General features: G+C 70.6%; 23 protein-coding genes. 15 read left to right on the forward strand and 8 right to left on the reverse strand.

Going from position 1 to position 26,168, the window contains the following annotated elements:
- Positions 1-78: 78 nt before the first annotated feature.
- The 4 genes from QRN26_RS14595 to QRN26_RS14610 all read left to right on the forward strand — a co-directional run bounded on the left by QRN26_RS14595 (position 79) and on the right by QRN26_RS14610 (position 4,644).
- The gene (locus QRN26_RS14595) at positions 79-1,461 is read left to right on the forward strand and encodes an ABC transporter substrate-binding protein (RefSeq protein ID WP_056781415.1); all 1,383 of its coding nucleotides are present in this window, start codon (positions 79-81) and stop codon (positions 1,459-1,461) included.
- Complete coding sequence (locus tag QRN26_RS14600) at positions 1,461-2,411, forward strand: carbohydrate ABC transporter permease (RefSeq protein WP_082456108.1); 951 nt, start codon at positions 1,461-1,463, stop codon at positions 2,409-2,411. Before QRN26_RS14595 ends, QRN26_RS14600 begins: the two co-directional genes overlap by 1 nt.
- A gap of 8 nt (positions 2,412-2,419) precedes the next feature.
- Complete coding sequence (locus tag QRN26_RS14605; protein ID WP_082456107.1) at positions 2,420-3,253, forward strand: carbohydrate ABC transporter permease; 834 nt, start codon at positions 2,420-2,422, stop codon at positions 3,251-3,253.
- Between the two features lie 68 nt (positions 3,254-3,321).
- The gene (locus QRN26_RS14610) at positions 3,322-4,644 is read left to right on the forward strand and encodes a glycoside hydrolase family 32 protein (protein WP_285037331.1); all 1,323 of its coding nucleotides are present in this window, start codon (positions 3,322-3,324) and stop codon (positions 4,642-4,644) included.
- A 187-nt stretch (positions 4,645-4,831) separates the two neighbouring features.
- Here QRN26_RS14610 and QRN26_RS14615 read toward each other — a convergent pair whose 3' ends face one another.
- Both QRN26_RS14615 and QRN26_RS14620 read right to left on the reverse strand, forming a co-directional pair.
- A complete protein-coding gene (locus QRN26_RS14615; protein ID WP_285037332.1) occupies positions 4,832-5,668 on the reverse strand; it encodes an alpha/beta fold hydrolase in 837 nt (278 codons plus the stop codon).
- A 138-nt stretch (positions 5,669-5,806) separates the two neighbouring features.
- Complete coding sequence (locus QRN26_RS14620) at positions 5,807-7,405, reverse strand: helix-turn-helix transcriptional regulator (protein WP_285037333.1); 1,599 nt, start codon at positions 7,403-7,405, stop codon at positions 5,807-5,809.
- Positions 7,406-7,708: 303 nt separating this feature from the next.
- Between QRN26_RS14620 and QRN26_RS14625 the strand changes: the two genes are divergently transcribed.
- On the forward strand, positions 7,709-10,732 hold the full coding sequence (locus QRN26_RS14625) for a CLIPPER-2 domain-containing protein (protein ID WP_285037334.1): 3,024 nt from the start codon (positions 7,709-7,711) through the stop codon (positions 10,730-10,732).
- 132 nt (positions 10,733-10,864) lie between these two features.
- Here QRN26_RS14625 and QRN26_RS14630 read toward each other — a convergent pair whose 3' ends face one another.
- Positions 10,865-11,491 carry an amino acid deaminase gene (locus QRN26_RS14630; RefSeq protein WP_285037335.1) on the reverse strand — a complete coding sequence of 209 codons (627 nt, stop codon included), beginning with the start codon at positions 11,489-11,491 and terminating at the stop codon, positions 10,865-10,867.
- Between the two features lie 144 nt (positions 11,492-11,635).
- Here QRN26_RS14630 and QRN26_RS14635 point away from each other — a divergent pair, with 144 nt between their 5' ends.
- Genes QRN26_RS14635 through QRN26_RS14665 form a run of 7 tightly spaced genes read left to right on the forward strand, consistent with a single transcriptional unit; the run spans position 11,636 to position 18,360 of the window.
- On the forward strand, positions 11,636-12,349 hold the full coding sequence (locus QRN26_RS14635; protein WP_285037336.1) for an HAD family hydrolase: 714 nt from the start codon (positions 11,636-11,638) through the stop codon (positions 12,347-12,349).
- 31 nt (positions 12,350-12,380) lie between these two features.
- Positions 12,381-13,391, forward strand: a complete 1,011-nt coding sequence (gene phnD, locus QRN26_RS14640; RefSeq protein ID WP_056013183.1) for a phosphate/phosphite/phosphonate ABC transporter substrate-binding protein — start codon at positions 12,381-12,383, stop codon at positions 13,389-13,391.
- A 55-nt stretch (positions 13,392-13,446) separates the two neighbouring features.
- Positions 13,447-14,271, forward strand: a complete 825-nt coding sequence (phnC, locus tag QRN26_RS14645) for a phosphonate ABC transporter ATP-binding protein (protein ID WP_056013186.1) — start codon at positions 13,447-13,449, stop codon at positions 14,269-14,271.
- Complete coding sequence (gene phnE, locus QRN26_RS14650; RefSeq protein ID WP_285037337.1) at positions 14,268-15,089, forward strand: phosphonate ABC transporter, permease protein PhnE; 822 nt, start codon at positions 14,268-14,270, stop codon at positions 15,087-15,089. Before phnC ends, phnE (QRN26_RS14650) begins: the two co-directional genes overlap by 4 nt.
- A complete protein-coding gene (phnE, locus tag QRN26_RS14655; protein ID WP_285037338.1) occupies positions 15,086-15,967 on the forward strand; it encodes a phosphonate ABC transporter, permease protein PhnE in 882 nt (293 codons plus the stop codon). Before phnE (QRN26_RS14650) ends, phnE (QRN26_RS14655) begins: the two co-directional genes overlap by 4 nt.
- A complete protein-coding gene (locus QRN26_RS14660; protein WP_056013189.1) occupies positions 15,948-16,820 on the forward strand; it encodes a MurR/RpiR family transcriptional regulator in 873 nt (290 codons plus the stop codon). The genes phnE (QRN26_RS14655) and QRN26_RS14660 overlap by 20 nt, the downstream gene beginning before the upstream one ends.
- Positions 16,821-16,857: 37 nt before the next feature.
- Positions 16,858-18,360 (forward strand): ABC transporter substrate-binding protein, encoded by a 1,503-nt coding sequence (locus QRN26_RS14665; RefSeq protein ID WP_285037339.1) that lies wholly within the window; start codon positions 16,858-16,860, stop codon positions 18,358-18,360.
- A 42-nt stretch (positions 18,361-18,402) separates the two neighbouring features.
- On the opposite strand, the gene QRN26_RS14670 is transcribed toward QRN26_RS14665, so the two are convergent.
- Together QRN26_RS14670 and QRN26_RS14675 are read right to left on the reverse strand one after the other, a co-directional pair.
- Positions 18,403-19,008 (reverse strand): hypothetical protein, encoded by a 606-nt coding sequence (locus QRN26_RS14670; RefSeq protein ID WP_285037340.1) that lies wholly within the window; start codon positions 19,006-19,008, stop codon positions 18,403-18,405.
- 45 nt (positions 19,009-19,053) lie between these two features.
- Positions 19,054-19,683, reverse strand: a complete 630-nt coding sequence (locus tag QRN26_RS14675) for an isochorismatase family protein (protein ID WP_285037341.1) — start codon at positions 19,681-19,683, stop codon at positions 19,054-19,056.
- A gap of 125 nt (positions 19,684-19,808) precedes the next feature.
- Here QRN26_RS14675 and QRN26_RS14680 point away from each other — a divergent pair, with 125 nt between their 5' ends.
- From QRN26_RS14680 to QRN26_RS14690, 3 genes are all read left to right on the forward strand, one after another.
- Positions 19,809-20,756, forward strand: coding sequence for a GlxA family transcriptional regulator (locus QRN26_RS14680; protein WP_285037342.1), 948 nt, complete (start codon positions 19,809-19,811; stop codon positions 20,754-20,756).
- A 9-nt stretch (positions 20,757-20,765) separates the two neighbouring features.
- Positions 20,766-21,881, forward strand: a complete 1,116-nt coding sequence (locus tag QRN26_RS14685; protein ID WP_285037343.1) for a hypothetical protein — start codon at positions 20,766-20,768, stop codon at positions 21,879-21,881.
- 137 nt (positions 21,882-22,018) lie between these two features.
- Positions 22,019-23,653: a sensor histidine kinase gene (locus QRN26_RS14690; RefSeq protein ID WP_285037344.1), complete on the forward strand. Its 1,635-nt coding sequence runs from the start codon at positions 22,019-22,021 to the stop codon at positions 23,651-23,653.
- A 15-nt stretch (positions 23,654-23,668) separates the two neighbouring features.
- Here the strand turns inward: QRN26_RS14690 and QRN26_RS14695 are convergent, their stop codons facing one another.
- From QRN26_RS14695 to QRN26_RS14705, 3 genes are all read right to left on the reverse strand, one after another.
- Positions 23,669-24,667, reverse strand: coding sequence for a cation diffusion facilitator family transporter (locus QRN26_RS14695; protein ID WP_056013203.1), 999 nt, complete (start codon positions 24,665-24,667; stop codon positions 23,669-23,671).
- Positions 24,664-25,140, reverse strand: a complete 477-nt coding sequence (locus tag QRN26_RS14700; protein ID WP_285037345.1) for a transporter substrate-binding domain-containing protein — start codon at positions 25,138-25,140, stop codon at positions 24,664-24,666. Before QRN26_RS14700 ends, QRN26_RS14695 begins: the two co-directional genes overlap by 4 nt.
- Positions 25,141-25,276: 136 nt before the next feature.
- Entirely contained in the window at positions 25,277-26,113 is an 837-nt protein-coding gene (locus QRN26_RS14705; RefSeq protein ID WP_056013206.1) for an alpha/beta fold hydrolase, read from the reverse strand.
- Positions 26,114-26,168 lie beyond the last annotated feature (55 nt).

The following is a 26,168-nucleotide window of genomic DNA, read 5'->3' on the forward strand; positions in this document are numbered from 1 at the left end:
ATCCGTTCAGCACTCCCATTCATGGCTCATCGTCCGCGCCCTGCGAACGGTCGGCCCCGATTTCGCAGGAGCAACAACGTGGTTGATCTGAGTCGCAGGGCGGCACTCGCCCTGCTCGGTCTCGGTCTGGCGGGCACGGCCATCTCCTGGCCGCGCCTCACCGGCGGAGACATCCCAGGCCGTGGCGACGACGCCCTCACCGTCGCCCTCTTCGGCACCGCCCAGGACGCCGCCGCCCGACAGTCGCTCGTGGACGGCTTCCAGAAGCTGCACCCCGACATCCCCGTCCGGATCATCGCGATCCAGGGCCAGGACTGGGGCAACTTCTTCGCGAAGATCCTCACGATGGTCGCAGCGGGCACCCCGCCGGACATCGTGTCGGTGGCGACCGAGGGCACCCAGCTGTTCGCCGAGCGCCTCGCCCACCCCATCGACGAGTACGTGCAGCGCGACGCCGCCGAGCTGCAGGAGTACTTCGACGACGTGAACCCCTCGCTCATCGAGTCGTTCATGTACAAGGGCAACCTGTTCCAGCTGCCCGACAACTTCAACGCCGCGAACATGTACTACAACACCTCGGCGTTCGAACGCGCAGGGCTCGAGCGCCCCCGGGACGACTGGTCGGTCGACGACTTCTTCACCGTCGCCCGCACCATGCAGGGCAGCGCCCCCGGCTCGTTCCTCCCGTACTTCTGGAACAACCGGCTCTGGGGCGGCGTCGTGCCGTGGCTGTACATCAACGACACGAGCTTCCTCACCGAGGAGAAGGCGGCAGGCGGCGACTGGATGTGGTCCAGGTTCTACCCGAACGAGACCCCGCGAGGTGGCGGGTACCTGTGGGAGAACGCCGATGCGCTGAGCGACCGCACCGTGGAGAGCTTCGAGGTCCTCGAGCGCATGGTCTCCGAGGGGATCGCCGCGAACCCCGCGCAGGGTGGTGGCAACGAGCTCGTCTCCCTGTTCTCCCGCGGGTCGGTCGGCATGACGCCGGCCGGCGGGTTCTGGGTGAAGGGGCTCAACGACGCCGGCCTCGGCAACGACGAGTACGACGTGACCTACTTCCCGAAGATGCGCGGCCAGCGGCACCAGTTCGGCGCCGGCGGCTACGCGATGATGCGGACCTCCGAGCGCAAGGACGAGGCGTGGGAGTGGATGAAGTACTGCATCTCCGTCGAGGGGATGTCGATCGCGCACCAGCAGCCCGACTCCTCGCTCCCCCGCCGGTCCCTCAACGCCGAGCTGTACGGCGGCGACATCGGGCCGAAGCACTGGGAGGTCTTCTACGACACCCTCGACCGCTTCCCGACGACGGGCCCGATGCCCGCGCCGCCCCAGCAGGCCGCCGTCGAGTCGGCCCTCATCAAGAACGTGGTCGGCACGATCACCAACGGCCAGAACGGTGTCCGCCGGGGCCTCGAGACGATGCAGCGGGACCTCGAACTCGCACTGAAGGGACGATGATGGCACTGCAGTCACCGACGGCGACCCGCGCGCTGGTCGTCCCGCCCGAGGCCAAGTCCGGCCGCCGACGTCCCGCCCCGCGCGGCAGCCGGCTGCTCGTCTGGGTGTTCCTCGCCCCGACACTCATCGGGCTCGGGCTCTTCAGCTTCGTCCCGATCATCGGCTCGTTCCTGCTGGCGTTCTTCCGCTGGGACATCATCTCGGCACCCGAGTTCGTCGGTGTCGGCAACTTCGTCGACCTCGCCGCGAACCCCACGGTGCGCGTGTCGTTCCTCAACACGGTCGGCTTCGTCGTGGTCGCCGTGACGCTGCAACTTGCCGTCGCCCTCCTCCTGGCGATCCTCGTGCAGTCCCGCATGCCGGAGTGGATCCGGACCTTCTTCCGCTCGGCGTTGTTCTTCCCGCTGGTGCTGTCGGCGGCGTCCGTGTCGCTCGTGATGTCGTACCTGTTCAACCAGGAGTTCGGTCTCGTGAACGAGTTCCTCGGGCTCTTCGGCGTCGGGGACATCGGCTGGTTGACGACCGGGTTCGGCGCGAAGATCGTCGTGCTGCTCGTCTACGTGTGGCAGAACTTCGGCTTCACCTTCCTGCTGTTCATCGGCGGGCTCGCCGCGATCCCGCGCGAGGTCTACGAGGCGTCGTCGCTCGACGGTGCGCACGGCTGGAGCCAGTTCCGACACGTGACCCTCCCGCTCGTGAGCCCGACGATGCTCGTCGCCTCCGTCATGGCCATCATCAGCGCCCTGCAGATCTTCGACCAGCCGTACGTCCTCACCCGCGGCGGGCCCGGAGACGACACCCGCACCGCCGTCATGGTGATCTACGAATCCGCGTTCCAGCAGCTCGACTTCGGTCTCGCTGCAGCGATCGGCATCGTGCTGACGCTCCTGATCATGCTGGTCACCGCCGCGCAGTTCCGGCTCAGCAAGCGTTTCGTCTTCTACGGATGAGGTCCACGATGTCCACCGCAGTTATCGCCCCGAACCAGACGCGCCGCCGACTGGCCACGGCGGGGAAGTTCCTCGTCCTCATCATCGCCGCCTTCCTCACGCTCGCTCCGGTCGTGTGGACGCTCGTCACGGCGCTCACGCCCGCGAACGTCGACACCGGGCAGACCGAGTTCGGTCCCGGCGCGTTCATCGACGTGTTCCAGAAGATCCCGATCCTGCTGTACACCTGGAACAGCGCGCTCGTGACCCTCCTCATCGCCGCCGGGCAGATGCTCAGTGCCGCCATGGCCGGCTACGTGTTCGCGCGCTTCGACTTCGGCGGCAAGCGCATCCTGTTCGGGCTCATCCTCGCCACGATGATGGTGCCGATGCAGGTGACGATCGTCCCGGTGTTCATGCTCATCCGCGGCATGGGGCTGTCGGACACCCTGCTCGCACTCATCATCCCGATGATCCCGACGGCGTTCGGCACCTTCCTCATGCGGCAGTACTTCATGGGGTTGCCGCCGGAACTCGCCGAGGCGGCACAGATCGACGGTGCCGGGCCGTGGAAGATCTTCTTCCGCATCTACCTGCCGTTGGCCGCACCCGGCCTCGCGATCGTCGGCATCCTCGCGTTCAACTACCACTGGAACGAGTTCTTCCGACCACTCATCCTCACGATCAGCGAGCAGAACTTCACCCTCCCGCTCGGGCTCGTGACCCTGCAGGGCAACCTCGGCACCGGGTCCGTCGCGACCGTGCTCGCCGGCGTCGTCCTGTCGATGATCCCTGCCGCCCTCGTGTTCGTCTTCGGGCAGAAGCCGTTGCGCGAGGGACTCACCGCCGGCGTCAGCAAGTGACCGACGTCGACACCCGCACCGCGATCCGAACCACCTCGACCAGACCGATCTCCGACCGAAAGGGAGCCATGACCGGCCTCCAGTCCCCGCAGCACGCCGACCGCAGCTTCCCGCGGTTGCACCCGAGGCCCGAGGCCGGCTGGGTGAACGACCCCAACGGCATCATGTTCGTCGACGGACGCTGGCACGTGTTCTTCCAGTACAACCCGGGGTCCGCCCGGCACGAGGACATCCACTGGGGCCACACGAGCTCCGCGGACCTGCTGGCGTGGGAGGAGCACCCGGTGGCGCTGCACCCTCGCCCGGGCACCACGGACGGCTTCGGGTGCTGGAGCGGCGTCGGTGTCGTCGACGGCGGTCTGCCGGCGGTCGTCTACTCCGCCGCCCGCGACCGACACGGGCGCTCCGAGGTGGTCGTCGTGCACGGCTCGGCCGACGCCCGCGACTGGAGCGGCGAGCGCCTCGTCGCCGCCGCCCTCCCCTCGGACGAGCGGGTGACGATGGTGCGGGACCCGTTCCTCTTCGAGCTGGGCGGGCGCCGCTGGGCGATCCAGGGTGCCGGCCGCTCCGACGTCGGCGGCGCACTGTTGCTCTACGGTGCGGACGACCTCGACGCCTGGACGGAGGAGGGGTACCTGCTCGACGCCGAGGCGCCGGTGGTCTCGGACCTCGCGCCGTGCGAGGGCTGGGAGTGCCCGCAGCTGGTCCAGGTGGGCGAGGACTGGGTGCTGATCATGTCGCTGTGGTTGGACGGGCAGCCGCACCGCGGGGTCGCGTGGGCGCTCGGCTCGCTGACCATCGACGAGGGCACCGGCCGCCCCGTGTTCAGCGCGCGCCGCACCGGCCTCATCGACGAGGGCTCGAGCTTCTACGCGCCGCAGGCCGTGCAGTCCGACGGCGCCGACGGGCAGCCGGCGCGCGTGCTCCTCTGGGGGTGGGCGCAGGAGCTCGCGCCGGCCGGCGTCCGCGGTCGGACCCAGGCGGAGGCCGACGAGCACGGGTGGTCCGGCATGCTGACCTTCCCGCGCGAACTCATCGTCCGAGACGACCAGGTCGAACTCGTCCCGGCGAGAGAGCTGACCGCGCTCCGCGCCGAGCCGGTCGACGTGACCGCGCTCCCCGACCAGGCCGAGGTGGTGCTGACCGGGGCGGGGACGGTGGAACTCGTCCTCGGCGGCTCGGACGAGCAGACCGTCTGGCAGGGCGAGCTGTCCGCCGGCGACGAGGTGCGGGTCCTCATCGACACGTCCATCGTCGAGATCCACCGGAGCGGCCACCCGTCGCTGACCTTCCGTGCCTACCCCTCGGACGGCGAGCACTACGCCCTGCGGCATGACGCGGGTGTGACGGCGGAGGCGTGGTCGTTGCGGGTCCCGACGCCGGCCGCCTGATCCGCTGACGAGCTGATCGCCAGACGGCCTGATCGATCGACCACCGGGCGCCGAGGGCCGACCGCGAACCATGCGCGGCCCCTCGGCGTCACGGTCTCAACCCGGGTTCGCGCAGCGGCGTAGCGTCCCCGCAGTCGGGCGATGGGGCACGAGGCACCCACCGCCCGACGCTCACGCGCTTCCGCGACTACCGCGCGAGGAACTCCAGGACGACCCGGTTCCACTCCTCCGCGTGGCTGACGTTCACGCCGTGTGGAGCTCCCGCCACGACGTGGAGCGTCGACGACGGGATCGCCGCATGCGTCCGCGCGCCGGAGCCCTCGAGCGGCACGGTCGCGTCGCTGTCACCGTGGATGACGAGCGTCGGCACGGTGACGTTCGGCAGGTCGTCGCGGAAGTCGGTGTTCGCGAACGACGCCATCGCCTCGAGGGCGGCCGGCTTGAAGGCCTGGTGCGCGAGCGCGAGCGCCTCCTGACGCTGCTCCTCGGTCACCTTGAGCTCACCGTCGACCGAGAAGAAGTCGGTCGTGAACTGGTCGTAGAAGGCGTCCTGGTCGGCCGTCAGACCGGCCGTCATCTTCGCCGCCTCGCTGACGGGAAGCGGGCCGTCCGGGTTGCCGGGCGTCTGCAGCAGGTAGGGCGGCACGGCGGAGGCGAACACCGCACTGTGGATGCGCTCCGAACCGTGGCGGGTGAAGTAGCGGGCGACTTCGCCGCCACCCATCGAGAACCCCACGAGGGTCACGTCGCGGAGGTCGAGCGCTTCGAGCACGGCCTGCAGGTCGTCGGTGAGCCGGTCGTAGCCGTAGCCGGTCAGCGGCTTGTCGCTGCGACCGAATCCACGTCGGTCGTACGTGATGACCCGGTAGCCGGCAGCCTCGAACGCCGGGACCTGCTCCTTCCAGGATTCGCCCGACAGCGGCCAGCCGTGGATGAGGACGACCGGGCGACCGGAGCCGCCGGTGTCGTCGACGTGCAGCTTCGTGTCCTTCAGCAGGCCGTGGTGGGCGGTGATCTCCGTCATGGCATTCCTCTCCCGGGCTGCGCGTCGCAGCCCCTCGTCCTCAGCTTCGGAGCTGCCGGCCGGAACCGATGGGGGCTTGCGATCGGCCATGCGATGTCCTAACCGTGCCGTTCGGCGCGCCACGCACAGCGCTGCGGCTCACCGCTCGGGCGGCAGCAGTCCCAGTCGTCGAGCGGTGGCCAGGGCGTCCTCGCGGGAGTCGACGTCGAGCTTCCGGTAGACGTTCCGGAAGTGGAACTTCACCGTGTTCGCGGACACGTACAGCTCCAGTGCGATGTCCTGGCGGCTGCGTCCCTCGGCCGACAGGAGGAGGATCCGGCGCTCGGTCGCGGTGAGTTCCACGAGGTGCGCGCGCTCGGGTGTCGGCTCGGGACTCGACACCAGCATGCGGTCGATCCGCGTGTGCGTCTCGCTGGGCGTCATCGTGCCGAGCAACTGACGGAGAGGCGTCCGGGGTGCGACCACGAAGGGGGTGAGCATCCCCGTCCGCGCCGTGGTCGCGATCGCCTGCGTGAGGTGTCGCCGGCCGTCCTCGTCGGACGCGTCGGCGAGCGCCGAGGCGATGAGGAGGTCCGTCTGCGCGCCCGCGTCGATGTTCACCTCCGCGAGGCCGGCGGTGGCGAGTTCGCGGGCGAGTGGTTTGCGGTCCGTGAGGAGTGCGAGCCGCGATGCGACGGCGGCGGTGTAGGCGTTCCGGTCGCGGTCGTCGAGGAGGGCGTTCGCCTCGGTGGGGCGTTCGAGGGCGAGCAGCAGGGAGGCCTCCACCGCGTCGAGGAGTCGTTCCGCGCCGGCCTGACGCAGGCTGCGACCGGCGAACCGGCGGGTGCGTTCGATGATCTGCAGCGCCGCACGCCGGTCGCCCCAGAGGAGCGCGTACTGGGCCTGGGCGTAGGTGATGAACGGCGCCCAGGACCGCTCCCGGTTCACCTGCAGTTCGAGGGTCGCGAGGGCGGCCTGCGCGGCGGGTTGGTCCATCCGGGCGATCGCGATGAGCGCCCGGGCGATCGCCCCGGAGAGTCGGACAAGCGGCACCATCCAGCCATGGGCACCGTCGCCCTCGTCGTGCCGGTCGAGCCACCGCTCCGCCTCGACGATCTCGCCGCGCACCGCGTTGAGCAGGGCGAGCTTGCCAGAGGCGTCCGGCCCGTTCCGACCGTCCCAGGACTCGTGGCGGAGCTCGTAGGCCTCACGCAGCACCAGGCTCGCCTCGTGGTGGTCGCCGACGAGCAGCTTCGTGATCCCCACCTGCAGCAGGGCGGTGGGCACCCTGGGCACGAACTCGTTCGGCTGGTGCACGCGGGCCCGCCGGGCGAGCTCCTCCGTGATCCTCGCGTAGTACAGCGCCTGCTGATGCCGGCCGTGCACCCGGTAGGCGATCATGAAGGCGGTCGCCGCGCTCAGGCTGATCCGGGCGAGCTCGGAGCGGGCGCGGTCGCGGAGGTCGTCCGGGTGGGTCGGGAGGTCGACCCGGCCGGCCGAGTGGTCGAGTGCGTCGGTCTCGCCGCGGATGTTGAGCCGGATCTCGCGAACGGCGAACACGATCGGGTGGGCGGAGAGCATCCGTGCTGGGAGGGCCCGCAGCGCCCGGTCGAGCGTGGGCAGGTCGAGGGCCATGAGGATCCCCCACTCGTGCTCGATCACCGAGACGACGGTCTCCCACTCCTCATCCTCGATGGCGGTCGCGAGGAGTCCGGTGACGGGGGCGACCTCTGCGGGGTGCAGGAACCCGGCCCCCAAGGAGGGAAAGTACCTATTCCGACCGATGTGCACGCGTCCACCCTAGGTGACCCTCACCTGTCGCGGAACATCCGGGGCTGGATGGGGGGTGGTCTTTCCCCGATCCACCCGAACGGCAGCCCGTCCACCGGTCTACTGATCGTCGGCCCCTCAGCTGGGGCCAGGTTTTCGGCGGGCGAACCGCCGCATCACGGGGAGGCAACACACATGCAGCAGCACACGGCTCGAAGGCGCCATCGCGCGCGATGGCGGAACCGGTGGCAGGCACCGTCCGCCGGTCGCACCGCCATGGGGATCATGGGGGTGACCCTCCTGTCGGCGCTCTCGCTCGTCGGGGTGGGGTCGAGCGCACAGGCGCTCCCCGGCACCCCGGGAACCGCGCAGAGCGGTTCGGTCGTCTACTCGGAGGACTTCGAGAGCGGCACCGTCTCCCCCACCTCCCTCCAGGACTACGTCGGAGCGGACGGCGCCCGGTACACCTCGGACCCCTCCTGGCGCGACCAGACGCAGTGCAACGGCACCATCACGAGCTTCGCCTCGTCCGCCGAGCCCCGCTGCCTCGCCGCGACCGCGTCGGGTGAGGGCCGCACGCGGCAGCTCGCCTGGGCCCTGGGCGGCGGCGACACCACCAACCATGCCGTCAGCGCATGGACGTCCACGCAGACGCTGACGATGAACCCGCCGAACGCGGTCGAGTTCGCGACGGTCGACCCGATCGCCCTCGTCAGCGCGAACCGCTACCTCACGACCTCGGTCGACCTCGCCGCCGTCTCCTGCACCGCGTCGCAGCAGCCGATCCTGGAGTTCTTCCTCGCCGACGACCAGGGCACCGAGCACTCGGTCGGCGCGATCAACGGCTGTACCGCTCCCGGTTCCCGCTCCGTCACCGCTCCCGCGACCGGCGCCGCCGGGGCCGAGACCGTCCGCGTCGGCACCTACGTTTCGCCCGGGGCCGTCCTGCTCCCGGGTGCGACCGTCGGCATCGTCGCACGGAACCTCACCGGTGGTGGCACCGCCGGTAACGACCACGCGTTCGACAACATCCAGGTGCTCGACGTCTCGCCGCAGCTCGACAAGTCCTTCAGCCCCGCGAGTGTCGTCGCCGGTGAGACCTCGACGCTGACGCTGACGGTCACGAACACCGACGAACTCGCCGCGAAGAACGGTTGGTCCTTCACGGACGCACTGCCCGCCGGCCTGACCATCGCCGACGGCGACGCCTCGACCACCTGCCCCTCCGGCGTGGTCACCGCTCCCGAGGGCGGCACCTCGATCGCCGTCACCGGCAACCTCAGCCAGGGCATGACGTCCTGTGCGATCACCGTCGAGGTCACCTCACCGGTCGCCGGGACGTTCACGAACGGGCCCGACAACATCACGAGCGTGGGCCTCAACCCGCCGGCCGATGCCACGGTCGAGTTCGTGCCGCAGGCACCCGCGATCACCGTCGTGAAGTCGGCGTCGCCGGTCGCGGCCGAGTACGCCGTCGGTGACGAGATCACCTACTCGTTCCTCGTCACGAACACCGGCAACGTCCCGCTCACCGACGTGCAGGTCGACGAGGGCGCGTTCACCGGAACCGGTGACCTGTCCGACGTCGTGTGCCCGGCAGGTGCCGCGACCCTCGCGCCGGCTGCCGCCGTCACCTGTGAGGCGACGTACACGATGACGCAGGCCGACGTGGACGCCGGCACCGTCATCAACTCGGCCACCGCGACGGGGACGCCGCCGCAGGGTCAGCCGCCGGTGTCGCCGCCGTCCGAAGTCACCATCCCGGGCGTCGCGCAGGCCCCGGCGCTCACGGTCGTGAAGTCCGCGACGCCGACCACGGTCTCGACCGCCGGCGAGGACGTCACGTACTCGTTCCTCGTCACCAACACCGGCAACGTCACCCTCTCGGACGTGTCCGTCGTCGAGGGCGACTTCTCCGGCACCGGCGAGCTGTCCGACGTCGTCTGCCCACCTGCAGCCGCCTCGCTCGCCCCGGCTGCGACCGTCACCTGTGAGGCCACCTACTCGGTGACCCAGGCCGACGTCGACGCCGGCTCCGTGACGAACTCGGCCACCGCGACGGGCACCCCGCCCGGCGGCGGCACCCCTCCGGTCTCGCCGCCGTCGGAGACGACCGTCGAGTTCCCGGCAGCACCCGCCATCACGGTCGTGAAGTCGGCGACGCCGACCACGGTCTCGACCGCCGGTGAGGACGTCACGTACTCGTTCCTCGTCACCAACACCGGCAACGTCACGCTCTCGGACGTCGGCGTCGTCGAGGGTGCGTTCACCGGCACCGGCGAGCTGTCCGACGTCGTCTGCCCGGCAGGGGCATCATCGCTCGCACCCGCTGCGACGGTCACTTGTGCGGCCACCTACACGGTCACCCAGGCCGACGTCGACGCCGGCTCGGTGACGAACTCGGCCACCGCGACGGGCACCCCGCCCGGTGGCGGCACTCCCCCGGTCTCACCGCCGTCGGAGACGACCGTCGAGTTCCCGGCAGCACCCGCCATCACGGTCGTGAAGTCGGCCGACACCGCCGCCCAGGACCGCCTCACGGTGGGCCAGGTCGTCACGTACTCGTTCCTCGTCACCAACACCGGCAACGTCACGCTGACGAACCCGCGCGTGGTCGAGGGCGACTTCTCGGGAGCCGGCGAGCTGTCCGAGGTCGTCTGCCCGACGGACGCCGGCCCGCTGGCGCCCGGAGCGACCGTGACCTGTGAGGCGACGTACACCGTCGTGCAGGCCGACGTCGACGCCGGACAGGTCACGAACTCCGCGACCGCGACCGCGACGCCGCCGAGCAGCGTGACGGGCGTCCCGCCGGTCTCGCCGCCGTCCGAGGTGACGATCCCGTCCCCGCCCGTGCCAGGCCTCTCCGTCGTCAAGACGGCGGACGTCGAGCGCGCGACGGCGGTCGGTCAGGTCATCACCTACTCGTTCCAGGTGACGAACACCGGCAACGTCACGCTCCGTGATGTCGCCGTCTCCGAGGGCGACTTCACCGGGACCGGCACCCTGTCGGCGATCGCCTGCCCCACGGGCACGGCGCTCCTCGCCCCCGGTCTCCAGCTCGTGTGCACCGCCACCTACACGGTCACCCAGGCCGATCTGAACGCGGGATCCATCCGCAACACCGCGTTCGGCACCGGGACGACCCCGGGCGGCGACCTGTTCACCTCGGACCCGTCGACGGTCACGGTGAGCACCCCGGGCCCCGTCCTCGCCTCGACGGGCGCGAACGTGGCACCGCTGGCGATCGGCGCGGCGGTCCTGCTGCTGCTCGGTGCCGGGCTTGTCGTCCGACGCCGCCTGCACACCGGGCGCTGATCCGGAACTGATCAGGAGCTGATCGACACGGACGGGTCGGGCCTTCGGGCCCGGCCCGTCTGTGTGTTTCAGGCGGGGACGGACTTCGTGCGGGCACCGCCGGTGACCGCGATGGTGGGGTCGCGGGCGAGGTCAGCCGACGGTGTCGGCGACGGCGTTCCAGCGGAGGCGCTCGGGATCGGCGTCCCACTCCTCGAGCACACCGGCCACGGAGGCGACCGGGAACGTGGTGATCAGGCGACCCGCGATCCCGTAGACCACGGCGGTCGACGACCCTGCTGCTCCGACGACCGCGAGGCGGCGTGCTCCGCCCAGGCCGGCCGCCGTCCGCACCGGCTGGTCCAGTGCCGGGAGCGCCACCGCCGTCACCCGCGCCAGCAGCGTCGCCTCGCGAGCCCACGGGACGAACGCGTCCGTCGGCAGCTGGAACGCATCGGCGAGCGCACCATCGAGCCAGCGCTCGCGCTTCAGGCCGTACGGGGTCGGCACCGTCGACAGCAGGTAGCCGTAGGTGTGGAGCAGTCCGGCGTTGCCGATCGGCCAGACGGCCCGGAGTCCGGCCCGCACGTGCAGCGCCTCGAACAGCCCACGGGCGACGACCGCTGTGCCCGTGTGCTCGTCGACCACCGTGGACGCACCCCAGACGGCGAAGCGGCGGGCGGCGGCATCTTCGTCGATCGCCGGACCGAGCCAGGAGCACTCGTCGAGCACGGCCGCAGGTTCCGCCTCGGCGCGCCGCGCCAGCTCCTCGATCGTCACAGCACCACAGCCTAGGGGGCCCGGTCGTCGACGAATTCACCCGGCGTTCACATTGTGTGGTGATTGCGTCCACACTCATTAGTCATCATGGACGCAGCGTCCGCAGGTGCGGTCGCACGAACGACACGCTCAGAAGGACCGCCTGTGCCCCCCACCATCCTCTTCGACTTCGACGGGACCCTCGCCCTCGGCGACGGACCGATCACGGCCTTCGCCCGTGCCATCGCGAAGCGCACCGCGGACGCCTCGTTCGCCGCCCGCGCCGAAGCGGCCCTCGCCGCGTTCGCAGCCGGCACCGCCGACGCCCGGGATGGCTACGACGCCGTCACCCGGATCGCCCGCGACCAGGGCGTCGACGCCGCCGTCATCGGTGCCGCCTACGACGACTCCCGCGCGCTCCTCGGCTCCGACGAAGCGGCGGTCGTCTCCCCGGACGGCCTGGCGGACTTCCTCGACACGCTCAGCGGCCACGCCCGCCTCGTCCTGGCCACCAACGCGCCCGGCGACGGCATCACGGAACTCCTCGACACCTGGGGCGTCACCGAGCGGTTCGACGCCGTGCACTTCGCCGTCGGCAAACCGGCCGGGCTCGTCCCCCTCATCCGCGAGGCCCTCGCCACGGGCCCGCTCCTCGCCGTCGGCGACATCGTCGAGAACGACCTGGCGCCGGCCACCGAACTGGGCGCCGACACCGCGCTCGTCGGAGCGACGTTCGACCGTTCCTCGGCCGACGCGACCATGCGCGGGCAGTCGCTCGCCGAGCTCTACGACCGGATCCTCGACTGGGCACGAACCGCCTCGTCCGCCTCCGCGTCCTCCTCCGGCTCCACGTCTCCCTCCTCCACCCTGCAGTCCTGATCACCCTCCATCTCCGAAAGGCACCCTGAACATGCGCAAGATCCTGCTCGTCTCCGGCGTCGCGGCCATCACCGCCCTCGCCCTCGCCGGCTGCAGCCCAGCCGCCTCCACCCCCTCCGCCACGGGGACCGCCGCCTGGCCGGACTCGATCACCATCTCCCTCGTCCCCTCCGTCGAGGGCGAGGACCTCGCGGAGGCACTCGACCCGCTCACCTCCTACCTGTCGGAGAACCTCGGCATCGAGGTGAACGGGGTCGTCGCGACCGACTACGCCGCCACCGTCGAGGCCCTCGGTAGCGACCAGGCGCAGGTCATCATCACCGACGCCGGCTCCCTCTACAACGCGACCGAACGGTACGACGCGAACCTCGTCCTGCGCGACGTCCGGTTCGGGGCGACCTCGTACGCGTCGGTCGCGTACACGAACAACCCCGACAAGTACTGCGACGACGCCCCCGTCATGGTCACCTACGCGGCGAGCGACACCCCGCTCTCCTACTGCAACGGGATCGAACCCGGTGCCGAGGCCGCGACCGGCTCCGGACCGGCGGCGCTGAAGTCCCTCGACAAGATCTCGAAGGGCACCAAGGTCGCCCTGCAGGCCGCGACCTCCCCCGCGGGCTACCAGTACCCCGTCGTCGCCATGCGCGACGCCGGCATCGACACCGACGCCGACATCACCCAGGTGCCGGTCGAGGGCAACAACAACGCGGTGCTCTCCGTCTACAACGGTGACGCCGAGGTCTCCTTCGGCTACTGGGACGCCCGCACGACCGTCCTCAAGGAGGCGCCCGACGTCGCCGACAAGGTCGTCGCCTTCGCGTACACCGAGATGATCCCGAACGGCGGCGTCGCGGTCTCCAAGTCGCTCCCCAAGGACCTCACCGAGCAGCTCACCAAGCTCATGGCGGGCTACGCGGACTCATCCGACGAGGCCAAGCAGGTCATGTTCGACCTCGTCGGCCTCTCCGGCTGGACCGACAAGACCGCACCGGACGAGATCACCCGCTACGGCGAGATCCTCGACCAGTTCTCGAACTGACCGGCTTCGCCCAGTTCCCCCCACCCCACCCTTCACTCCCCCAGGAATCCGGTGCATGAACACTGATCAGCATCGCGCGGAGGCCCGAGCCCAGCTCGCGGCCTCCGCGTCGTGGTCCATCCGTCTCGACGACGTCTCGGTCACCTACCCGAACGGCACGAGGGCGCTCCGCAACGTCTCCCTCGACATCGCCGCCGGCGAGATGGTCTCCGTCGTCGGCTTGTCCGGCTCCGGCAAGTCGACGCTCATCCGCACGATCAACGGCCTCGTGCCCGCGACGAGCGGGACCGTGACCGTCGGCCCGCACCTCGTCACCGGCCTGCGCGGCCGGCGGCTCCGCAGCCTCCGCGGGCACATCGGCATGATCTTCCAGGGCTTCAACCTGGCCGACCGCGCCAGCGTGTACCGCAACGTGCTCGTCGGACGGTTCGCCAGCACCCCCACTTACCGCACGCTCCTCGGGCTCACGACGGCGACGGATCGGGAGCTCGCCCTGCGCTCGCTGCAGTCGGTCGGCATGCTCGACAAGGTCTGGACGCGCGCGGCACAGCTCTCCGGCGGACAGCAGCAGCGCGTCGCGATCGCCCGCGCCCTCACCCAGCAGCCGAGCGTCATGCTCGCCGACGAACCGGTCGCGAGCCTCGACCCGCCGACCGCGCATACGGTGATGAACGACCTGCGCCGCGTGAACACGGAGACGGGCCTCACGGTGCTCGTCAACATCCACCTGATGGACCTCGCCCGCACCTACACGACCCGCATGATCGGACTGCGTGACGGCGAACTCGTCTACGACGGGTCAGCTGCCGACGCGACCGAAGCGGACTTCGAGCGCATCTACGGCCGTCCCATCCAGCCGGACGATCGGCTCGACCGGTGACCGCCACCGACACCGGCACCGGCACCGACTGGAAGCTGCCGCCGAAACCGACGGCGAGACTCCGCACCGCCCTGATCCTCGGAGCGGTCGCCGCGTTCACGATCGCGACGTGCCTGCCGGCGATCGGTGGGGTGCAGCTCGACTTCGGCGCGCTCATCAGCCACTGGGACAATGGCTCGGGCCTGCTCCTTCAGCTCTTCCAGCCCGACTTCGCGTTCCTGCCGCGGACCGTCCAGCCGATGCTGGAGACCCTCCAGATGGCGCTCGTCGGAGCGGTGGCGGCCGCACTCCTGTCGGTGCCGCTGACGCTGTGGGCGGCCGCACCCACGAACCCGAACGCGGTCTCGCGTCGTGTGCTGCGCGCCGTCGTCAACGTCGTCCGCGCCGTCCCCGACCTCGTGTACGCCACGATCCTCGTCGCGATGGTCGGCGTCGGTGCGCTCCCGGGCCTCCTGACCCTGTTCCTGTTCGACATCGGGATCATCGTCAAGCTCGTCTCCGAGGCGATCGACTCCGCCGACCACCCCTACCTCGAGGCCGGGCGGGCGGCGGGCGGCACGCAGACGCAGATCAACCGCGCCACCGTCCTTCCGCAGGTGTGGCCGCTGTTCGCGAACCAGTGGCTGTACACGCTCGAACTCAACGTCCGCATCTCGGCCATCCTCGGCATCGTCGGTGCGGGCGGCATCGGGCGCCTCCTCGACGAGCGCCGGGCGTTCTACGCCTACGACGACGTCTCGATCATCGTGCTCGAGATCCTCGTGGTCGTCGTCCTCATCGAGATCGCGTCGAACCTGCTGCGGAGGCGACTCGTATGAGCACCATGGACCTGCGGCCCGAGCTGCCACGTCACCCGTCCCGCCTCCTGCCGACCCTCGCCGCCGTCGCGGTCGCGATCGTCGTGGTCGCAGCCACCGCCGGCCTCCCCATCGACTGGAGCGATCTCGGCGCGGTCCCGGCGCAGCTGGTGCACTTCGGCGGGCTCATGTTCGAGAGCCCGAACTGGGAGAAGCTGCCTCGCGCCCTCACCGAGATGTGGCGGTCGATCTCGATGGCCTGGATCGGCGCGATCCTCTGCGTGCTCATCTCGATCCCGCTCGGCATGCTCGCCGCCCGGTCCGTCGGTCCGGTCTGGCTGCGGCTCCCGCTGCGCGGCGTGTTCGCCGTCATCCGGGCCGTACCCGAGGTGATCATCGCGCTCATCCTGCTCACCATCACCGGGCTCACCCCGTTCACCGGGGCGCTCGCGCTCGGCATCGCCGGCATCGGCACCCAGGGCAAGTGGGTGTACGAGACGATCGAGTCCGTGCAGGAGGGGGCGTCGGAGGCCGTCCGCGCCGCGGGCGGTGGCACGGCCGAGGTCACCCGCTGGGCGCTCTGGCCCGCCGCAGCCCCTGCCCTGCTCTCGCTCGCGCTGTACCGCTTCGAGATCAACCTCCGTACCTCGGCGGTCCTCGGGCTCGTCGGAGCCGGCGGGATCGGCAGCATGTTGGCCAACTACACCAACTATCGGCAGTGGGATACAGTCGGGATGCTGTTGATCGTTGTGGTCGTCGCGACCATGACGATGGACGCGATCTCGGGGGCGATCCGCCGCCGGATCACCCAGGGGCCGGGTGTCCGGACCACGCGCACCACCCGCACCACCCTTCCCGCCCGCACGACGAGGAGCCGCAATGTGGACAGGGTCGGCTGACGCCCCACCGACGGCGCGGATCGCGATGCTCGCGCCGTCGCTGCAACCGAGCGAACGACGCGTGGCCGAGACGGTCGCCCTCGACATCGAGGCGAGCATCGAACGCACCGCGCAGGAGGTCGCCGACCTCGCCGGGGTCGGGCGCGCGACGGTCATCCGGACGGCGCAGTCGCTCGGCTACGAGGGCTACCCGCAACTCCGGGTCGCCCTCACCCGCGAGGTCGCCCTCGGCACGCCGGCCGCGCGGAACGACGGCGACGACACCATGCTCGGCTCGCTGCGTGGTGCCATCGACCGGTTCGCCGGTCGGCTCGGGCAGACGACGTCGGCCATGACGGAGGAGACGCTCGAGCGCTTCGTCCAGGTGCTCGACGAGGCGCCGCGCCTGCTGATCGCCGCGAACGGCCTCTCCTCACCGCTCGGCTCGGACCTCGCCATGCGCCTCATGTCGGCCGGGCGCCCCGCCGAGTACCTGCCGGACACCATCGGTCAGCGGATCGCGGCGACCCACCTGGGGCCGGGTTCGGCATGCCTCGTCCTCTCCGGCTCGGGCGCGAGTCGAGCGTCCGTCGAGGTGGCCGCCGCCGCCCGCGCCAGCGGTGCCACGGTGCTCGCGATCACCTCGTTCCCCCGATCCGCGGTCGCCGAGCTCGCCGAGGTGGCGCTCATCGTCGCCCCCATCGACGCCACCTTCCGGGACGAGCTCGTGCACACCTCGCGGGCCGCCATCATGCTCGTCACCGAGTCGGTCGTCGGCCTGCTCGTCGCCCGCCGCGGTGAGCGCGCACAACGCGCCCAGTCGGCGACGCTCGCCGTCATCAGCGACTCGCTCTCGGACGACGCCTCGGGGTGATCCCGGGCCGGGGTCCCGATCGGCGAGAATGTTCCCCATGCCCCAACACCGACTGCGTCGTCAGCTCCTCACCGCCGCGATCGCCGTCGCCGCCCTCGTCCTCACCGGTTGCACCGGCCCTTCGGCAGCGCCGGCCCCCGACGCCGACGCCACCCTCCGGGTCGGGCTCGTGCTCGAACCGTCCGACCTCGACATCCGGACGACCTCCGGTGCCGCGCTCGAGCAGATCCTCATCGACAACGTCTACCAGGGGCTCGTCTCCCGCACCGAGGACGACCGCATCGTCGACACGCTCGCGTCGAGCCACGAGATCAGCGCCGACGGCCTCACCTACACCTTCGTCCTGCGCGACGGGGTCACCTTCCACGACGGGGCTCCACTCACCGCGGCGGACGTCGTCGACTCGCTCACCCAGGTGCAGCAGGACGCCTCGTTCGTCGACCACCTCGCACTGGAGCAGGTCGAGAGCATCACCGCGGTCGACGACGGCACGGTCCGGTTGCAGCTCGGCTCCCCCGACACCAACCTGCTGTGGGCGCTCACCGGCCGCGCGGGCCTCGTCTTGCACCAGGGCGCCACGAACGACCGCTCCACGACCGCCGTCGGCACCGGGCCGTTCACGCTGCAGAGCTGGAAGCAGGGTGACAGCATCACCTTCGAGCGCAACGACGCGTACTGGGGAGACGCGCCGCAGGTCAAGGAGGTCGTCTTCAGCTACATCCCCGACGCCGCCTCCGCCGTGAACGCGACCCTCGCGGGCGAGCTCGACGCGCAGATCGGCCTCGACGCCAACCTGCGCGACCAGGTCGCGCGGGCCGAGGGCTTCACCGTCACCGAGGGCAAGACGACCGACAAGTACACCCTCGCCTTCAACAACCGGCGCGCGCCGCTCGACGACCCGCGCGTCCGTGAGGCGCTTCGCACGGCGATCGACCACGCCGCGATCGTCGAGGCCGTCGGTGGCGCCGCCGTCGAACAGTACGGTCCCATCCCCGAGCTCGACCCGGGCTACGAGGACCTCACCGGGGTGGTCACCTACGACCCCGATCGGGCGAAAGCGCTCCTCGCCGAAGCCGGTCAGGAGGACCTCGCCCTCACCCTCGTCATCCCGAACCACTACGGGACCGCCGCGTCCAAGGTGCTGGTCTCCCAGTTCGCGGCCGTCGGCGTCACCCTCACCGTCGACAGCGTCGAGTTCCCCACCTGGTTGAACGACGTGTACACGAACCACGACTACGACCTCAGCTTCGTCAACCACGTCGAGGCCCGCGACTTCCAGAACTGGGCGAACCCGGATTACTACTACGGCTACGACAATCCGCGGGTGCAGGCCCTGGCCGCCGAGGCGAGGACCGCGACCGACCCCGCGACGGCGGACGCGAAGCTGCGGGAGGCCGCCGCCCTGGTGTCGAACGACCACGCCGCCGATTGGCTCTACACCGCGATCACCCTCACCGTGGTGCGCGACGGGGTGACCGGTTTCCCCACGGACTTCGTGAGCGAGCACCTCGACCTGTCGGACGTCGCGGTCGCCGACTGATCCAGGAGCCTCGCGCGCAGCTCGTCCTGCCGCCGGACCGGATTACCGGGGTGTGAGCGGGGTGATCGACCGGCTGGCCGGGACGGTCTCGCCGTTCTTACTGCCGCCGATCACCTTGCCCTCGTTGCGGTTGTAGACGAGGTCGTACTCCGTGACCTCGTCGGAGAGCCAGGCGCCGATCCACCCCGTCTGCGTCTTGCCGGCGGGAACCGCCTGCAGCGGGGTGTAGCCGGCCGCGGACATCGCCGTCACGAGGTCCTTCGGGTTGCCGAGACCGAGGGTGATGTAGTCGAGGTTGCCGTTCCGACGGGTGATGGACGCCACCGAGGGGTGGACGCTCCCGCCGTGGACGTCTCCCGCCTCGAGCTTCACCCTGATGAGCACCGGGTGAATGCCGGCGGTCGACCCCTCGGGGGCCGGGAAGTCGGTCACGATCGCGAGCGGGGTCACCTTCGTCCCGTCGATGTCGTCGGACAGGGTGGTCTCCACGACGGGCGTGCTCGGCGGTTCGGACACGGTCGGACTGGCCGACGCCGTCGGTGAACCTGCACCGGCACCACCCGGCGAGGACGCGCATCCGCCGAGGGTGAGTGCGGAGAGCACGACGATGACGGGGAGGAACCGGGTTCGGGCGGAGTGCGAGCGCATCGACCCATCCTGTCATCCGACGCACCGAACCCACCAGCGTCGCCACTACCCGCGCTGCGCACCACGGGTCGCCGAGGAGACCAGGTCGTCCTTCGGCAGCGCCGTCCCGTCGACCAGCGCCTGCGCCCAGGCCTCCGTCGTCGCGACCGCGGCGAAGTTCGAGTCGAGGATGGCCATGAGCGACGTGTGGACGGTCTCGGCGGTCGCCGACCCGGCCGCGTTCTCGATCGCGATCGCGCCGGTCGCGTCGGACAGCACCTCGACGGCGATACCGAGCTCCTCGGCCGCCGCCGCGGAGGCGATGATGCAGTTGTTCGTCATGTAGCCGACCAGGGTCACCGTGTCCGCACCCTGCTCGCGGAGCCAGGCCTCGAGGTCCGTCCCGGCGAAGACCGAGCCGTACTGCTTCACGACGGGCTTCCACGAAGGCTGCACGCGACGCGCGACCTCGGGGTGCAGCTCGAAGGCGGCGGTGTCCGGGTCGAACACGGGAGCGCCCGCTCCGGAGGTGTGCTGGACGACGGCGACGGGGAGGCCGGCGTCCGTCGCGGCGTCGATGGCCGCGCCGATCCGTTCGACCGACTGATCGCGCGGCGGGTACTGGATCGCGAGCGGCCCCGCGAAGTACTCCTGCTGGACGTCGACCAGGACCAGGGCGCGGCGGGTGGTGTTCACGGGTGTCTCCTCTGTTCGGTGCTGGCGTCGGGACGACGACCGGTCCATCGTCCCCCGGGGCCGACGGCGACACCACTGGCACGAATGCACAATACTGATGAGATCAGGCCAGATCGGAGCCGACCATGCGCATCGCCATCCACGCCTTCGACGACGTCACCATGTTCCACCTGTCCGTGCCGCAACTGGTGTTCGACGAGGTCCACCATCAGGGCCTCGCCGACTGGGAGTCGTTCCTCGTCGCCGACCACGCAGGGTCGATCCGCACCGCCGAGGGGTACACGATCGCCGACGTCCGGGGACTGGCGGCGATGACCGACGCGGACATCGTCGTGCTCCCGTCATGGACGGACGACGGGAGTGCGGTGTCACCGGAGCTCCGGGCAGCCGTCCTCGACGCCCACGGACGCGGCGCGACGATCGTCGGGCTCTGCTTCGGAGCGATCGCCGTCGCCGACACCGGACTCCTCGACGGCCGGAGGGCGGCGACCCACTGGCACGCCGCGGGGCACCTGGCGGAGCGGCACCCGGCGGTGACCGTGGACGCGACCGCCCTCTATGTCGATCACGGCGACGTCCTCACCTCGGCCGGCACCGCCTCCGGTCTCGACGCCTGCCTGCACCTCGTCCGCACCCGGCTCGGCGCCGAAGCGGCGAACCGCGTCGCCCGGAGCCTCGTCGTCGCCCCGCACCGCGAAGGCGGCCAGGCGCAGTTCATCGAGCGACCGGTGCCGCAGGCGGAGACGCAGGATCCGATCGCGGTGGCGACGGCCTGGGCGTCCGCCCACCTCGACGAACCGCTCACCGTGGATCGCCTGGCCGCCGAGGCGCACCTCAGCCGGCGGTCCTTCGTGCGCGCCTTCCGGTCGGCGATCGGCACGACCCCGGCCGCGTGGGTCCGCGCGCGTCGCCTCGACGAGGCCAGACGGCTCCTGGAGACCACCGACCTCCCGGTCGACCAGGTCGCCGTGGCCTGCGGATTCACCCCGGTCACGTTCCGCCAGAACTTCGTCGCGGCGTTCGACAGCACGCCATCGCGGTATCGGCGTCGGTTCGACGCGCGCCACCGATAGTCTCGGCGGATGGGGATCAGGGGCGCAGGAAGACGATCGTTCGGCATCGGAGCGGGGATCGCGGTGGTGGTCGTGTTGACGGCCTCGTCGTGCGCCTCGACGGCGACTCCGGGCGCGTCACCGACGTCCGAGGCTCCGAGCACCTCGGCGTCCACCGCGCTCCTGGGGTGCGACGACTTCGCGACGCTCGACACCGTCGCCGCGGTCCTCGCCGCCGAACTGGCCGACGTCGTCGAAGCGGTCCAACCGACCGACGCCGTGGACCGGGCCGTCCTCACCGCGGCCGGCGGGCTCGCCTGCTCGTGGCGGGTGGGCACCGCTCAGCAGTCGATCGGCGATGGGGCCGGCGACTGGGCTTACCTCTCGATCGAGATCCTGCCGGACGCCGCCGACGACTGGGCCCCGCCCTACGCCGGCGACACCCCGTCGGAGGACACGAGGACGATCGCAGGCGTCGAGGCGAGCACCGCGTCGGGCGAGACCGGGTGGCGCGTGTCCGCGCCCGTCGGCTCCGCCTGGGTCGAGCTGTCGATCACCGCCGCGGGACTCACCAGCACCGGGAGCCGCTTCGACGATGCGCCCGCGGGCGAGGTCCTCGACAACCTCGCCGAAGCCGCCGAGGCGACCTTCACGACGGTGGAGTCCGCCTCGAAGGCCCAGCTCGCCTGGCCCGCGCTCGCGCCGCGCGGGGGCGACGCCGCCTGCGACGGCGGACTCGACGAGGCCGGCATCGCGGCGGCGCTCCAATACGGCGCCACCCCCACGACGTACACCGTCATCGATCCACGCACCCAGCCGATCGTCGACCTGGAGGATGCGGCGAGCGCCCGCGTCGGCGCGTACAGCTGCGAACTCTTCGCGGAGGGCTTCGGGTACACCGACATCCTCGTGGTCCGAGGCGGTGCCACGATCATCGACGGGCTGGCAGCGCAGCCCGACATCGCGGCGGCGCTCGAGCCCATCACCCTCGAGGGTGCGGTCGACGGTGAATCAGCCCTCGTCGCGCGGCGCAGCGACGGCCCGCGGTCCCCGCTCTCCTTCACCGTCGGTGAGACGTTCTATACCGTGAGCTCCGGCGACGGCGCGCAGACGGTCGCCGAGGCGATCATCGCGCAGACGAGGTGACGGCACCCATCCGCTGAGCGCGCTCCCCAGGTGTCCGCGGTCCAGAACCCTCGGACGCGTTCGCGCCCCAGCGCCGTGATGCTGCGGATCGCCCTGTAGATTTCGATGCACACCATCGACTCCGGAAAGCAGGCGCTGTGCCACTCCTGGAACACGAGGCGTCCCGGCCGGGTCGGCTCCGGGTCTTTCTCCGCGCTCAGCTGCCGTTCGCCGTCGCGACCGCTGTCGTCGGCGTCGCGATCGCCCTCGCACTGCCGCAGCACGTCACCGCTCCACTGTTCCTCGGCGGCCTGTCGGTGGCGGCGCTCAGCACGCTGCTGTCGGTGCTCGTGCCCTGGGAGCGGTGGTCGAGCAACACGATGGCGTGGATCGCCCTGCTCGACCTCGTCGCCGTGGCGTTCCTCCGCACCGAGCTGGTCCACGTCGTGCCGGCGGTCAGCTTCCTCTGCGTCTTCCCGATCCTCTGGCTGGCCTACGGCTTCACCCAGCGGATGATGGTGGTCGCCGTCGCCGGTGCACTGCTCATCGCCGCGTTCCCCTTCATCGTCGAAGCCCGCGTCCCGACCACCCCGCTCGACTGGCTGAGCCTGCTCCTCCTGCCGTTCCTCACCATCGGGATCGCCATCGCGGTGAACATCGGCGCCCGGCAACTCCGGCGCACGCAACGCGCCGTGCGTCAACATGCCGCCGAGGTGGAGGAGTCGCTCGCCCGCGCGCTCGATGCCGAGACGTTGGCGGACGCCATCCTCAACACCGTCGAGGCGGGCGTCGCCTTCTACACCCCCGACGGCCAGCTCAGACTGTCGAACCAGCGAGCGGCCGACATGGTCGCCGCCGTCGGCTTCCGGCTCGACACGCCTCCGTACGCCGGCACGCACGTCCTCGCAGCCGACCGGAAGACGACGATCCCTCTCGAGGAGCAGATCATCCCGCGAGCCCTTCGCGGCGAGGAGATCGCCGGACATATGGAGTGGTTGGGTCCGGTCGGTGAGCAGCACGCGATCCTCGCGACCTCGAGCCGGGTCGTCCGTCCCGACGGTGAACTCCTCGGGACGGTCGTGGTCGCGCACGACGTCACCGAGCTCGCGAACGCCGTCAGCGTCCGCGAGGAGTTCCTCACCACCGTCTCGCACGAGCTGCGCACACCGTTGACGTCCATCCACGGGTACCTCGAACTCGTCACCGACGACGCCGAGGTCGACGCTCCGCAGTTGCTGCCCGCGCTCGCCGTCATCCGGAGGAACGCCGAGGCGCTGGAGCGGCGGGTCCAAGAGTTGCTGACGGCCTCGGACAGCACCGTGGTGCTGCAGCGGAGCGACGTCGACCTCGCGGTCGTCGCCGCGGAAGCCGTCGCCGCTGCGGAGACCACGGCTCCGGACGCGACCATCACGCTGTCCACGGCAGGACCGATCATCGCCGCCGTGGATGCCGTCCAGGTCCGCCGTGCGGTCGCCGAGCTCGTCGTCAACGCCGCGAAGTTCTCACCCGACGGCCGGATCCAGGTGACGCTCACCCAGGCGGAGCAGGCCGTGCAGCTCCGCGTCACCGATGACGGCGTGGGGATGACCGCGGACGAACTCCGTCAGGCCTTCGACAAGTTCTACCGCACGCCGTATGCGAACGAGCGCGCCGTCCAGGGGGTCGGTCTCGGCCTGCACGCCGCTCGGTCGATCGCCGAAGCGCACGGCGGATCACTCGTCCTCGCCAGCACGCCCGGCGTCGGCACCGAGGCGACGTTGACGATCCCCGCCGCCGGCCCCGCGGCCCCATGACCGGCCGAGGACCACTCAGCTCCGGCGCTCCGACTCCCGGCTCCGGTCGGAGCCGCCGACGGCTTCCGGCAGGGCATCGGTCAGGACGATGACGAGGTCCTGGGCCTTCCAATCGAGGGCGACGCACCCCTCACGCGCCTCGGTGAGCTGACGGAGCGTCGGCGTCCGCCCCTTCCGCGGGACGACGAACGACTCGATGTGCAACACGTGTCCCTGGTCGCGGACTCTCGAACCGACCTGCTCTGCCCACGGCAGGCTCCGGAGGTACTCGTCGACCTGGCCGGTGACCGGGTGGGGCTTGGCGTCGTCGAAGGTGGTCGCCCTCGTGTCCATGAGGTCCGTGATCGCCGCGCGCAGGTTCTTCACCCCGTCCCAGAGGATGCTGGCCGCGATGAACAGGGCTGCGGCGGAGTCCGCCCACCAGAACCCGAGGCCGATCCCGGCGACGCCGACGATCGATCCGACGGCGGTCATCCAGTCGGCCTTGTTCATGTCCGCGTCGGCGTACAGCACCTTGTCGTGGAGCTGGCGCGCCAGGCGCATCTTGATCCGACCGAAGACGATCGGTAACGGGATCGTGAGCGCCATCGCGCCCATCATGAGCCAGCCGAGCCAGACCGGTTCGCCGAACAGGACGACGGCGCCGATGGGCGGGTGCTCCGCCGTGATGAGGCCCGACACGGAGTCCACGGTCAGAAAGGCTCCCATGGCGAGGAGCGCGACACCGGCGACCAGATGGGCGACACCGACGGCCCGGTGGAAGCCGTACGGGTACTTCGCCGTCGGCGGGCGGCGGATGATCCGCACGGCGACGAGGAACGCGATCGGCGGAGCCAGGGAGAGCAGGTCCTCGATCCACGCGGCCTTCATCGCCTGCGAACTGCCCATGACCAGGAAGACCATGGTGATCGCGACGGCCAGGAATGCGAGGCTCGCCCACTCGATCCTGATCGCGGCGCGCAGTGCACGTTCCTCCGCCTCCGGCAGCTCGGCGTGACCGAACCGGGCGGTCACGAGCGTCCCGCCTCGTCGAGGAATCGTTCCAGGGCCACCTGGAACCCGTTCTCCCCCAGGCGGACGATCATCACGTGCCGCTCCACCCCGTCGACGCCCTCGACCTCGCGGTACGGGCGGGTGATGGCTCCGAGGTCCACCCATGGGGTGTCGTCGCGGAACCCGCCGAGCACGACGTCGAGCTCGCCCCGATCGAGCGCCTTGAGCAGCGCGGTCTCGCTGCCGTCGGTCCATTCGATCTCCGCGCCGAGTCCGTCGGCGAACCGCGCGATGAGGGCCGGCTCGGTGCCTGCGGGATCACCCGAGCCGTCCAGTTCCACCCACGGTGGGTTCTCGGTCACGCCGACCCGCATGACCCCGTCGGTCACCCGGTCGAGCGTGCCCTCGGGGTCCTTCGGCACCTGCAGGCCGCATCCGGTCAGGAGCAGGATCGCCGACACGACGGCGATGGATTTCAGGCGGGCGTTCCTCATGCGGCAGACGATAGCGAGGTTCGGTGCCGCCCGCACCGGCCTCCACGCGGCGCGCAGGAGGTGTATAGAGCCGACCCGCGACGACGACCAGGGGCACCCCGCGCAGGCGGGACGCCCCTGGCACCGCTCGCCTCGATTACGCCTTGATGAACGCGAGGAGGTCCGGGTTGATGACGTCGGCGTGCGTCGTGAGCATGCCGTGCGGGAACCCCTCGTAGATCTTCAGGGTGGAGTCGCTCAGGAGTTCGTGCTGCTTGAGCGCCGCGTCCTTGTAGGGGACGACCTGGTCGTCGTCGCCCTGCGTGACGAGCACCGGCACCGTGATGGCCTTGAGGTCCTCGGTCTGGTCCGTCTCCGAGAACGCCTTGATGCCCTCGTAGTGCGCGAGGGCGCTGCCGGTCATCCCCTGGCGCCACCAGTTGGCGACGACGGGCTCCGACAGCTCCACACCCGGGCGGTTGAACCCGTAGAACGGACCGGAGGCGACGGCCTGGAAGAACTCGGCGCGGTTCGCAGCCAGAGCGCTGCGGAACCCGTCGAAGACCGAGATCGGCGTGCCCTCGGGGTTCGCGTCCGTCTGGACCATCAGCGGGGGCACCGAGGAGACGAGGACCGCCTTCGCGACCCGACCCTGCGGCTGCCCGTACTTCGCGACGTACCGGGCGACCTGGCCGCCGCCGGTCGAGTGGCCGATGTGGATCGCGTCGTGCAGGTCGAGGTGCTCGACGACCGCCGAGACGTCGCTGGCGTAGTGGTCCATGTCGTGCCCGGTGCCGATCTGCGAGGAACGCCCGTGCCCGCGTCGGTCGCTCGCGATCACCCGGTAGCCCTCGGCCAGGAAGAACAGCATCTGCGCGTCCCAGTCGTCGGACGACAGCGGCCAGCCGTGGTGGAACACGATCGGCTGGGCGTCGGTGGAGCCCCAGTCCTTGTAATAGATTTCTGCGCCATCGTCCGTGGTCACAAACGGCATGATCAACCTCCGCGTTCGAGTCGACCCCGAACCGCTCGGAGCCAGTGGGTGAGTG

It is taken from the genome of Plantibacter sp. ME-Dv--P-095 (assembly GCF_030209365.1).
GTDB lineage: Bacteria > Actinomycetota > Actinomycetes > Actinomycetales > Microbacteriaceae > Plantibacter.